The sequence below is a fragment of the Psychrobacter sp. H25 genome, from assembly GCF_059076335.1.
Genome location: NZ_JCACRV010000001.1, coordinates 969,555 through 981,769, shown reverse-complemented (window position 1 = coordinate 981,769; position 12,215 = coordinate 969,555). Strand labels below are relative to the sequence as shown.

The window sequence follows — 12,215 nt, the reverse complement described above, 5'->3', positions numbered from 1 at the left end:
ATCAAGCTGCAATACACTGCTCATAAATCTTGTGCACCAGTGCCTTATATTTCGCCTCGTGTGGCAAATGCTGTCACCGTATTAACTTAAGCAAGTTAACTATCTACTTAGATCGCGATGATGGAGTATGTCAGTATTTTAATGAGGTGAGTAATCTGTGCAATAGCTATAGTGAAAGGCCTTTAATCTGTAGAGTAGGAGACTACTATAAAACTTATTTAACTGATCAAATAGGTTGGAGTGATTTCGTCAAAATAAACATGGATATCTGCGCAGACCTTTAAATGTATTACTGATTGAGCCTTTTGAGAGTGATTGTTAAACGTTTTTTAGTAAATAGTATATGACTCAATTTACTTAGAAAGCAGTATCTTAACCTTTGTTTTTCAACAGTTCTAAAACCTTATCCTCTCCAAGCTGATCGACTAACGCTTGCAGTTGCGCGGTAGAGTCAGCTTTGGTTTGTGCATCCGCTCTAAACTCAGCCGTATCTCTTCCTTCTCTGAGTGCATCTAAATAGTCAGCCCACTTCTGCATCATATCGCTACGATCATCAATGTACTCAAATCGACCGTAAGCGCTTCCATTAGGATCTTTAGTGGTATGACCCAATGCCATCTCTACAAGCACAAGCGGATACTTTAACTGCTCTTGTAAGAGTGTCTTTGCTGTCGCTCGAAAGCCATGAGCACAATGTATGTTTTGATAGCCTAAATCCTTAAGGCGTTTGTTTGCTGTATTTTCAGAGATAATCTGGTGCTTTTTTGCCGTTTTGCTAAAAAAGACATATTCGGTATGACCATTAATCTTTTGCTGTTCACGTAGTATAGCTACAGCTTGATCAGGTAGGGGAACCACCATATCCTTAACCATGTTTACCTTACCTTGGCCTTTTAATGGCTTTAATTGCCACCTACTAGCCTCTAGATCAATATCAGCCCATCTCATACGGCGTAGATCACCGTTACGTACGAATAGTAATGCCAATAGCCTAAGGGAGTTAATAGTGTTCGGATCGCCTTCTATGGTTTCAACAGCTCGCAGTAGTTTGCCCAAATCTTTAGGATTAGTGATAGCAGGACGATGACCATAGCTAGACTTAGCTAATTGACTCTTAATAAGCGCCGCAGGATTGCTGCTACAGAATCCACGAGCTCCAGCATAGATAAATACGTCACTAGCGATGCCTGCACAGCGTTCAGCCTTATCCGTGGGTTTGCCAACTTTATTTAATGAGTTAGCTTGGATGTCTAGTAACACTTCGAGCATTCTAGGTGAGCCAATTTCACTAATAGGTTCATTACCAATATAGGAGCATATAAGCTCTAAACGGCCTCTTTTACGAATTAACGTATTACCTTTTTGAGTCTTCTCTAGTCCTTCAAAATACTCCCAAGAAAAATGATTAAAAGAATTTTTAGTTTTACTAACAAGACTTTTCTTCAATTCTTCACGATGGTTTTTGGGGTCAATGCTACGGCTTAATAGCTCTTCATATTCACGCCAAATTTCACAGGCACGTGAAAACGATACGTTTGGATACACGCCAAGCGATATACGTTTGTTTTTTGAATGAGTAGGAGACAGGTAGCGATAAACCCAAGATTTAGTGCCGTTAGGTCTAACCATGAGATAAAGCATAGGATGATTTTTTACAGAGACCAGATATTCTTTATCATCGGCTTTATGACTGCTGATGCTACGGTCAGAGCTGATTGGCTTGCGTGCTTCCATGGCTGACATCTCCAATGTACATTTAAAAACCAGTGTACATAGTAGTGTACATCAGATGCATGGATTAGGATAGATTCATGGGACAGTATGGAACGCCAGATACAACAAAGCCCCTGATATCAGGGGCTTTAGCTGCTCTATAAGTAGCTATAGAACTATATATTGGTACCAGTGGTCGGACTCGAACCGACACGCTTTTAAAGGCAACGGATTTTGAATCCGTCATGTCTACCAATTCCATCACACTGGCATGTTAGGAGATAATGTTTATTACAACTATTATCGAATTTGGCTACAGTGTTGACTGTATAGGCTGCGTATTATAGCAGCCTATTTGCAGGCGTCAAGAATTATTTTAGATAATTTTTTATTCCCTAAGTTACTCTCAATCTAACCGACAAAGGCACGCTCAACGGCATAGTCAGCTTGCACACCCATACGTGGTGAAACAGTAAGACCAAAGCCATCTAGAATCTCTGAAACCTCAGCATTGAACGGCATGCTACCACATAACATGACACGGTCATCGTCTTTATTCATCGGTGGCAAGCCAATATCTTCAAACAGTTTACCTGACTTCATTAAGTCTGTGACACGTCCCTGATTCTTAAACTCTTCACGAGTAACAGTCGGGTAGTAGATGAATTTTTCGCGGTACCATTCACCAAATATCTCATCATTAGGCAGCTCGTTTTCGAACATATCACGATAAGCCAAGTCATGAGCATGACGGACGCCATGTACTAAGATGATTTTATCAAAGCGTTCATAAACTTCAGGATCACGTGCTAACGCTAAGAATGGTGCAAGCCCAGTACCCGTCGAGAGCATATATAGATGCTTACCAGGCAATAGGTCATCTAGTACCAATGTGCCGGTGGGTTTTTTGCTGACCAATAGCTCATCGCCCACTTTGATGTGCTGTAAGCGTGACGTCAATGGACCGTCTTGAACTTTGATAGAAAAGAACTCTAATTGATCTTCGTAGTTAGGACTGGCAATCGAGTAAGCACGTAGCAATGGTTTGCCATCGACAACAAGTCCAATCATCGCAAATTCGCCATTACGAAAGCGTAAGCCATCGTCACGAGTGGTTTTGATGCTAAATAGAGAGTCATTCCAGTGATGAACCTCTGTGACCGTTTCGGTGCGAAGTTTTGACATAAAGTCCTCGTTAATTAATAAGTTGCTGTCGGTGTCGTCACGTTTAAATACGTATTAAATCAAAATTTTCAATGATAGATTAAAAAATATAAAAACCTACCAGTATTCTAATAGTTATCGAAAATCCTGATTATTAAAACGCAAGTAACGAAGGTTTAATAATAAATCTGGCCTATCAGTCTTTATAAAAGAGAAGATAGCCTATATTGTATTTCGCATACCCATTCATAATCGATGCTAATAGCCTTTACAAATAAGTATCAGAGAGTACAAATGAAAAAGACTCTCATCAAAATTATTGCTCATAATACCAAACTTTAAAATAAAAATCCGTCTAGCCGTTACCTTCTAGCATGATAAAATGGAATATCGTTAGTGAGTAATTTTGTATCATTTGATAGAACTGTCTAAAAAGACAGTCAGCTATTACTGGAGCAGGCTTATGTCTGATGGCAATATGCCTTTAGTTGGTTATCATCAATCGCCTATCATTGGCTACCACCGTGCACCGCTTTCACAAAAGTTTGGAGCACCGCGCCAACCAAATCTGGTCGCGCTGACCAGCGCTATAGAAATGGTCGCGCCCTATGATACGCCAGCTGCGTTTGAGGGTTTAGACGCTTTTAGTCATATATGGATCAGTTGGCAGTTTCATCATAATTATCGATACAAAGATTCCGGATATAACGGCAACCATCAAGCGGATAGTAACTTTCGAGCACAAGTGCGCCCTCCAAGATTGGGTGGTAACCAAAAGATAGGGGTGTTTGCCAGTCGTAGTATGTATCGACCATCAGCATTGGGGTTGTCTGTCGTCAAACTTGAGCGTGTAGAGGTGGTACAAGGTCGTATACTACTTATCATTAAAGGTGCTGATATGATAGACGGCACCCCAATTATTGATATAAAGCCATATGTATCCTATAGCGATGCACTCATACAGGTACAAAGCGGGTTTGCACCCGCTGCGCCAACGCTGCTAGACGTGATTATGACCGAGCATGCTTACGAGCAGTTTATGCTGCTAGTGAGCACTAAAGAACCAGCTGGTATCAACGATAGTGACGAGGGCAGTACTCATATAAGCAACCATATAAGTAGCCATATAAACAGTGCATCCAGAAATGTTACAGTAGCTGCAACACTTCGTCAGATACAAAGCCAGCTGGTAGTCTCTGATATCGATGCTATCAAAGCGCTAATCGCTCAAGACCCGCGTCCAGCTTATCGTCGTCAAGAGGTGGATGCATCATTTGTGATGCGTTATAAGTCTGTTGATGTGGGCTTTGGGCTAATAGCGTCAGGGCAGCTACAAATAACATCAGTGGTGGCAATAGCGCTCGTATGATTTGGTGCCTTATCTGATAAGGGACCATTTAACCATAATAGAAGAAGAAAAATATGTCTGCTCAAAATTATTCGATAGTGATTGATTTGCGTTGGTGCCTAGATGAGTTATTGGCAGATAAAATCATTGATCAGCGCAGCTACAACCTAGTGATTACCAGTCGCCGTGATAAAACGCAGCATCCACTGCTGACGATTAGTGAGTTTGGGTTGCCGAATGGTCATGCAGCAGACACGAGCGCTGAAAGTAAACTGACGCTGGCATGGTTAAATCAGTGGCTAGCATCAAAAGCGGGCGTGTCGCTGGTCCGTATCGATCCGCTCAAGATTGATGTGCCTGCCGTCACGCAGCTGATGTCATTTGAGTACGCGCGCTCACAGCATATTTTGCCGATAGAGGTTACTCTAGATGAGGTCGTCATCGGTACCGACCAGCCTTTTTATACCGATTGGCACTCCAGTATTGAAAAGCTGATTAAATTAAAGAGCTATCGTACGGTTTATATCAGTCCTGACCAAATCAATCGTTACCGTCAGGAGTTCTATCAAGTCACGCAAGCGATCGCTGGGGCAAATAATGTTCACAAACGTGCCGCGGCTGATGTCACTAACGTCGAAGCGTTATTGCAGTTGGGTGACAATACCAATCCTGATGCCAATGATCAGCATATTGTCAGAGTCGTTGATTGGCTGTTGCAATATGCCTTTGAGCAGCGCGCCAGTGACATCCATTTAGAGCCACGCCGTGAAACGGGAAAAGTGCGGTTCCGTATCGATGGCGTGCTGCATACTGTGTATGAGATGCCGCTTGCGATCATCGTGGCAGTGACAGCACGTATCAAAATTTTGGGGCGTCTCAACGTCGCAGAAAAACGCAAACCCCAAGATGGTCGCTTAAAAACCCGTACACCAAAAGGATTGGAGACTGAGTTACGTCTCTCAACCATGCCCACTGCTTTTGGTGAAAAGCTGGTCATGCGGGTATTTGATCCTGAAGTACTCGTACGCTCATTTGCTCAGCTCGGGCTCTCAGGCAAGCAGCTTGAGACTTGGCATCAGCTGACTGCGAACCCTAATGGTATTATTCTAGTCACGGGCCCGACAGGCTCAGGTAAGACCACGACTCTTTATAGCACGCTCAAGCAACTGGCCACTGAGCAAGTCAATGTCTGTACGATTGAAGATCCGATTGAGATGATAGAGCCTGCATTTAACCAAATGCAGGTCAATCCAGGAGTTGATCTGTACTTTGCTGATGGTATTCGCTCGTTGATGCGTCAGGATCCTGACATTATTATGGTGGGCGAGATTCGGGATGCCGAAACGGCAAATATGGCCGTACAGGCTTCACTAACAGGACATTTGGTACTCTCGACGCTTCACACCAACGATGCACCAAGCTCACTCACTCGTCTGCATGATCTCGGTATCCAGCCGTTTTTGACGTCAGCGACGATACTAGGGGTTATGGCACAGCGATTGCTACGTACGCTATGCTCGCATTGCAAGCAAGCAGTAGACGTGACACCAGATAGCGAAATCGCCATTCAATGGCAAGAGTTGGTCCAACCATGGCGTGCAGCAGTACCTGCGCAGATTTATATGGCGCAGGGCTGTGAGCACTGCCGCCATACAGGCTATCAGGGCCGAGTTGGCCTCTACGAGATTATGCCATTATCTAATGAATTGAAAAAACTGGTCGCCGCTGATGCAAACTTGGATGTGCTCAAACAGCAAGCGTACCGTGAAGGTGTGCAGCCACTGCGTCTCTCAGGTGCTAAACGCATTAGCGAAGGGGTGACAACGATAGAAGAAGTCATGCGGGTGGTGCCGCTGCATTAACGGTAGGCACCATACGTTAATTGAAAATACGCTCATTAAATACCCAGCCGCGCGTAAGTCTATTTTCCGTTGCACGTAGCTGCACTTACGCTGCTTGGCTTGAACTTACGCCGCTCGAAAATCATCCACTACTTGAAAACCATCATTGATAGAACAATTAAGATACTAACGAATTTTTAATTTGCATAGTTTTTATTGCATAGTTTTCACCGATACGCTTCCAATAACGAGATTATTTATGTTTACAGATACACATTGCCACCTAAACCGCTTAGATTTAACCAAGTATGATGGTCAACTGACAGGTGCAATTGATGCCATGAAAGCTGCCAATGTGACGCGTGCGATGGCAATTATGTGTGATTTTGCGGAATATGATGAGATTGCAAATATTGTTAGTACCTATGGCGATGAGACACTCAATTTAGGGATGAGTGTGGGTATCCATCCCTGTGAAGATATTGGTGTCTTGCAATCAGCGACAGTCGAGCGCCTGATAGAAACCGCAAAGGCTGATCACGTATGGGCAATAGGAGAAACGGGTCTTGACTACTATTGGTCAACAGAAAATAAAAAAGAGCAGCAAGCCAGCCTTGCGCGCCATGTTCATGCCAGTCAACAGTTAAAAAAACCGCTTGTGATCCATATGCGCGATGCAAAAGAGGATACGATAGATATCCTAAAAAGTGAGGGCGCTGAGCATGGCATCATTCATTGTTTTACTGAAGACTGGGAGACCGCAAAGCGTGCTTTGGATCTGGGTTTTTATATCTCATTCTCAGGTATCGTGAGTTTTAAGAGCGCGCAAGATATCAAGGATGCTGCTAAACAAATGCCAAGAGATAGAATATTAATCGAAACTGATAGTCCGTACTTGGCGCCAGTCCCCAAACGCGGTAGACCCAATGAGCCTGCGTATGTGCCCTACGTGGCGAGCTGCATCGCAGACATGTATGGTTGTAGTGCAGAAGAAGTAGGGGCATTGACGGCAAAAAACTTTGAAAATTTACTGGCACAGTACCACTAAAATGGTTATGCTATGACCAATCAGTCATTTATTCGATAGTCTTGTGGTTCAATCCCCCTAAGTATTTATCACAATAAATATAACCACATGACTACCGATAACTATGTCAGCAAACATAAGCATATTCCCCGTTGTAGAGCTTTAGCAGTTTTGGTATAGCATTAGACGCTCACTACCTATACTGCTGTGAATGATGGTTGTATGCTTAATCTTGTCATGTTTTAGGAGAGATTATGAGTCGTCAGCATCAGTTCAAGGCACGAGAAGAGAATATCTTAGCGATGGCAGAGCAATTGCTACTTGAGTCAGGCGATGGTGATATTACGTTGGACAGTTTGGCAGATCAGCTAGACTTGGCCAAAGGCACGCTATATAAGCATTTTTCTAGTAAAGATGAGCTCTACCTACGTATTATTATTCGTTATGAAGAGCAACTGTTTGATATTAACCGTATTGATGACTGCCCATCAGCAGGTGTTGCCCGCATGATTTTTCAGCAGTTATTTAATCCGCAAAAAGCAATGCTACTGAATCAAATCGAAGAGCGTCTTGCCGCGTCAGTCACTGGTCTCAATCGCTTGTTTGGTGAGCTATATGATATTCGCCGCCAACGTATGAAGCGCCTGATTGATATTATCAGTGCCTACTTAAAAGACGAGCATAGTAGTTTGAGCACACGTGACTATTTGTCTTCTATTTGGGCGATGGGTCAAGGCGGTGCAGGGCTGCTAAATTCAAGTTTTTATCAGCGTTACTTGGGTCGCCGTGATACCTTGCGCTACGCATTTGTTCAGCAAATGCTAGAGTTGCCTAGTCATTATCCCGCTGAGGATGATGAAGTAATGGATGAGGACATGCAAGAGCTAGTAGAGCAGATCGACACTGAGTCAGAAGAGCATCGCAATACCAATTACTAAAAAATCTATAATCTACTATTTTGGTTATCCTCAATGATGTCATTTCTGTGTTGTTATACCCGATATGGCAGCACATTAAAATGTCTCTTTTTAGTGTTTACAAAAGCAAAATCTATTATCCTACATATATAAACGAATTACAGGCTCTATAGGTGCGATATGCCGGTCACTGTCAAGACTCAGTCCAGCTCAGTGGCCACTCGCCCTTTAGCCTTAATCAGTCAAGCCTCACGTTCCTCATGTTTACCCCACTTCGATACGATATCTACAAACCCTCACTACAGCGGTGCTCCTACAGCTGTTTGTTACTCATTATCTCCTTTATCGATATATAAGACCACGCAGACTGGCTTTACGCTGGTTGAAATCGTAGTAGTGGTGGTTATTCTGTCTATATTTGCTGGCATGATGAGTCTGTCTGTTGGGAGTAGCGAATCCCGAAAAAACCGCGCCTTTTATGAGCACTTTACCGATTCTTTGAGCTACGTTCGTCTACTATCAGCTGAGCGTATGCAGCCAATGGGCTTACGTCTACAAGCAGATAATCAAGGTCAAATAGAGCCCGTCATCGTCACCTTGTCAAATCCCTATATCGCTTATCAAACTGCTGATAGCGTATCAGGCACCCTATCAGGTACCTTCTCAAATAGTATCGACAGCCAGTCGAAAAACTCGATGGAGCTGTCTGCAGATCTGGGCGGTATGTCAGGCTCCACTGGAGAGCAGCAGCCAACACCGAGCTGGGATCTTGAGTCAGAAGTGAGCTTGCCTGAGTTACCTGCTGGTGTCAGTATCAGAGTCCAAAGTTTGGACGCTATCAATCTGACAAGTACAGGACAGACGCAGTCGCTACAACCTTGGTTTAGTGATCAAACCGTACCACAGCTATTATGGTTTGGTACGGGACAAGCGACACCAGTTACTATTGAAGTCATCCATGACTCGCGACTAGTAGGGGAAGTGATTACCATTATGCCTGATGGTAGTATGATGATAGGGCAGGGACTATAGTGAGTAAACGATCTAACAGTCCCAGAACGATGAATAAGTCGAGAGCAATCAATGCTAAACGTGAGAGTGGATTTACGTTAATCGAAGTGATGGTTGCTTTAGCTATCTTGGCAGTAGTGGCAGTAGCAGCCAGCCGTGCCAGCAGTGCGTATTTAAGATCGGTTGATATATTGCGTACCCGTACGCTCGCTCATTTTGTGGCGCAAAATGCCGCTGCTGACTTACGAATCCAAGAGACATGGCTGACCGCCAATCGTACTCAAACCGTGAATGCTCAAGGTCGTGACTGGCAAATAGTGATGACAGTTGGCGATGCCATCACACCTGCTCTAAAAGAAGTTAATATATCGGTGGCACCTATCATAGATGGACAAACGCGTACCTCGGTCACTGATATTAGTGTCATGCTAAGTAATGCTGAGCAAGATACGGCAAGCTTAGACTTTAATAACGCGAGTGGTGATAGTACCGGGCAAGCAGGAGATGGTCTGTGAAGCGACAGCGTGGATTTACACTGCTTGAGCTGATGGTTGCTATGGCGATATTCGCGATGCTAGCAGTCGCAGGCTGGCAAGTGTTTGATAGTGTCAACCGCGCTCGTGAACGCGCCCAAACCCATGCTGATAACTTGGCTGTACTACAGTATGCTTATTTGCAGCTGCAACAAGATATGGCACAAGTAGTCCCTTATCAAGCGCTTAGCGATCTAAACGTCAGTGTTGCTGTGCCTACAAGTAACCGTACAGATAGTACCAGTCCAGCAGGCGAGCAAACCAGCGAAACAGTACCTGAGCCTTTCATGAAGGTAGATAGTGAGCACATCAGCTTTGTACGTTTTGCTGATCCTGACCCACGCTATCAAAGCAGCACGAGCGTCCAGCGTATCGAATATGTATTTGCAGATGGGCGCTTAATACGTCGGCAGTACACCAGTCTAGAAAATGGAAGCAATAGCGTCAGCTTAGACAGCGTGCTATTAGAAGATATTAGCGCAGGACGTTGGCAAGCCTATCTGCCAGAGCTAAGCCCTAAATTTCCAAGTGATGATATCAATAGTAGTAGCACCAATATCAACACTGCCTTGGGACAGACAGCAAATACCGAGAGTAGTGAGCCCGATGCTGTTCTGCTCCCAAAAGGTGTTTCTATTAATTTTACGTATCAAGATATGCCAATCACGTGGCAGTGGGCGCTTACTCCGCAGCCGATACCACAAAGTACGCCAAGCGTGACTAACAATCCTGAGGGTAATGGTAACGATAGTGATAGTAATGGTAGCAGCAATACAGATAATGGCAGTACAGAAAATGGTAATTGAAAGGGTAGTATTTAACAGGCATCGCTTGCTCAGCGATAAAGGCTATATATGTCAATAACAGTGAATGCTCAGCGCGGCGTGGCGCTGCTCACGATCTTGCTATTGGTCGTGAGTATTACCGTGGTTGCAGGAGCGATGTTGGCCAGTCAAAAGGTCGCTATTAGGCGCAGCGGCTTATTGTTTGATCAAAATCAGCTATTGCAAGATATCGATGCCGGTCAACAGTTGGCAGTGACGATGATTCGCGCGGATAGTCAGCTTAACGATACCGATAGTGAGCGAGACATTTGGGCACAGCCAATTCCGCCTTACACATTGGCGAACCATGGTATCAGTATTGAATTGCGCGATGAGGCGGGTCGTTTTAATATCAATAATTTGTATCAAGGCGGTGCGGTTAATACGGCTGCACTGGCAGTCTTTCAACGATTATTGACTGAACTAAACCTAGAGACAGATATTGCTATTGCGGTACTTGATTGGCAAGATGCGGACAGCGATGTCTATCAAGATGGTGGTGATGAAAGCACAGTATACGCCCAGCAGCCAAGCGGCACTACAAATGGCGCTTTACCTAATCAATCTTTTGTCAGTATTGATCAGTTACAAGAAGTGCAAGGGGTAAGTGCTGAGGCGTTAGCGACCATGCGACCTTATCTGACTGCGGTTCCTTATTACGTGCCTATCAACATCAATGCTGCCAGCCCAGTATTGTTAGCAGCACTGATTGATGGTGCAACCAGCCAGCAGATGCAAGGATTGGTCGACGCGCGCGCACGGCAAGCACTGACCTCTGTCGATGAGATATGGCAGCTGGCAAATCTGAGCGACGTAGATGATGCACAGCGTCAAGCGATAGTTCCGTTGCTAGCAGTTGACAGTCAAGCTTTTATGGCGCTTATCACAGCAAATGACAATGCTGTGACTGATAATGGACGGGGTAGACAGCGCTTTGCTACCGTTTTAATCAGCAAGACCGCAGTGAATGACAGCCAGCAGTCAAATAATAACCAAACCCCAAACGGTACTGATGGTAGTAATACCAATAGCGACACGCCCAAAGAAATCAAAGTGATTGGACAGCGACTATGGGCTTTTCGTCCGAGTTTTTAGTGAATCATCGTGAATGACTCATTAATCTCGCAGGCGAGTCTCTTCACTCGATTTCCAGTTATAAGCACCATAAAACAACATCTGTGCTTGACGAGTACAATTATGGAGCATCAACTGCTTATTCTCTTCGATCTCATTTAGATCGATCTCATCATCGTGGTCTTCAGTATAGGTCAACTCCAACCAGTCGATAATCCAAGAAAAGAACATATTTACGCCAGCCTCAGCAAGCAAACGGCGATCATAAGCATTGATATGCGTAAACGCTGGCTGTAACGCCAAATCATCTGCTAAGCTTTGGGCGTGCTTTTTTACTAACTCATTAATAGCTTTGCGTACCGCTTCTGAACCGCCATAACGTTCACTGACCAAAAACTGCCAGTAATAAGGCTGGTCGCTGACCATATACAAAAACAGCTGAATACTCTTAGCTATCTGACGATCAAAACTGCGTTTACGTCCAATTTGTAGACTATCGCTAAGTGCGGCTAGCGTACCGCCCAGCTCCTCGATGACTAAGGCGCGCCCTAGTGACTCCATATCATCAAAATGACGATAAAACGCAGTCGGCACTACGCCAACCTCGCGGGTGACTTGCCTGAGACTAATAGAGCTAAAAGATTGCCCTGTCATACATAGATCGAGTACGGCGTTAAAAAAAGCGTGCCGAGTTTGAAGTTTCTTTTGTTCGCGACTGCTCATAATATTTCAAAATTGTCCGATAAGTGTTTATCATACTCAT

11 protein-coding genes and 1 tRNA gene are annotated in these 12,215 nt (G+C 44.3%); 8 read left to right on the top strand and 4 right to left on the bottom strand.

Annotated features, from left to right (window positions below):
• Positions 1-372 precede the first annotated feature (372 nt).
• The 3 genes from AC5JPO_RS03825 to AC5JPO_RS03815 all read right to left on the bottom strand — a co-directional run bounded on the left by AC5JPO_RS03825 (position 373) and on the right by AC5JPO_RS03815 (position 2,898).
• A complete protein-coding gene (locus tag AC5JPO_RS03825) occupies positions 373-1,734 on the bottom strand; it encodes a tyrosine-type recombinase/integrase (RefSeq protein ID WP_493853317.1) in 1,362 nt (453 codons plus the stop codon).
• A 163-nt stretch (positions 1,735-1,897) separates the two neighbouring features.
• A tRNA-Leu gene (locus AC5JPO_RS03820) sits at positions 1,898-1,984 on the bottom strand.
• A gap of 140 nt (positions 1,985-2,124) precedes the next feature.
• A complete protein-coding gene (locus AC5JPO_RS03815) occupies positions 2,125-2,898 on the bottom strand; it encodes a ferredoxin--NADP reductase (RefSeq protein WP_319050186.1) in 774 nt (257 codons plus the stop codon).
• A 442-nt stretch (positions 2,899-3,340) separates the two neighbouring features.
• On the opposite strand from AC5JPO_RS03815, the gene tsaA reads away from it, so the two are divergent.
• The 8 genes from tsaA to gspK all read left to right on the top strand — a co-directional run bounded on the left by tsaA (position 3,341) and on the right by gspK (position 11,473).
• Positions 3,341-4,246 (top strand): tRNA (N6-threonylcarbamoyladenosine(37)-N6)-methyltransferase TrmO, encoded by a 906-nt coding sequence (tsaA, locus tag AC5JPO_RS03810; RefSeq protein WP_493853316.1) that lies wholly within the window; start codon positions 3,341-3,343, stop codon positions 4,244-4,246.
• 53 nt (positions 4,247-4,299) lie between these two features.
• Positions 4,300-6,087: a type IV pilus assembly ATPase TfpB gene (gene tfpB, locus AC5JPO_RS03805; protein WP_493853315.1), complete on the top strand. Its 1,788-nt coding sequence runs from the start codon at positions 4,300-4,302 to the stop codon at positions 6,085-6,087.
• A 238-nt stretch (positions 6,088-6,325) separates the two neighbouring features.
• Entirely contained in the window at positions 6,326-7,114 is a 789-nt protein-coding gene (locus AC5JPO_RS03800; RefSeq protein WP_493843422.1) for a TatD family hydrolase, read from the top strand.
• Between the two features lie 233 nt (positions 7,115-7,347).
• On the top strand, positions 7,348-8,031 hold the full coding sequence (locus tag AC5JPO_RS03795; protein ID WP_319050189.1) for a TetR/AcrR family transcriptional regulator: 684 nt from the start codon (positions 7,348-7,350) through the stop codon (positions 8,029-8,031).
• 159 nt (positions 8,032-8,190) lie between these two features.
• Positions 8,191-9,042, top strand: coding sequence for a prepilin-type N-terminal cleavage/methylation domain-containing protein (locus tag AC5JPO_RS03790; protein ID WP_493853314.1), 852 nt, complete (start codon positions 8,191-8,193; stop codon positions 9,040-9,042).
• Positions 9,043-9,071: 29 nt separating this feature from the next.
• The gene (gspI, locus tag AC5JPO_RS03785) at positions 9,072-9,536 is read left to right on the top strand and encodes a type II secretion system minor pseudopilin GspI (protein ID WP_493853313.1); all 465 of its coding nucleotides are present in this window, start codon (positions 9,072-9,074) and stop codon (positions 9,534-9,536) included.
• On the top strand, positions 9,533-10,360 hold the full coding sequence (gene gspJ / locus AC5JPO_RS03780; protein ID WP_493853312.1) for a type II secretion system minor pseudopilin GspJ: 828 nt from the start codon (positions 9,533-9,535) through the stop codon (positions 10,358-10,360). The genes gspI and gspJ overlap by 4 nt, the downstream gene beginning before the upstream one ends.
• Positions 10,361-10,408: 48 nt before the next feature.
• Entirely contained in the window at positions 10,409-11,473 is a 1,065-nt protein-coding gene (gene gspK / locus AC5JPO_RS03775; RefSeq protein WP_493853311.1) for a type II secretion system minor pseudopilin GspK, read from the top strand.
• 21 nt (positions 11,474-11,494) lie between these two features.
• Here the strand turns inward: gspK and AC5JPO_RS03770 are convergent, their stop codons facing one another.
• Positions 11,495-12,175, bottom strand: coding sequence for a TetR family transcriptional regulator (locus AC5JPO_RS03770; protein ID WP_319050194.1), 681 nt, complete (start codon positions 12,173-12,175; stop codon positions 11,495-11,497).
• Positions 12,176-12,215: the final 40 nt, after the last annotated feature.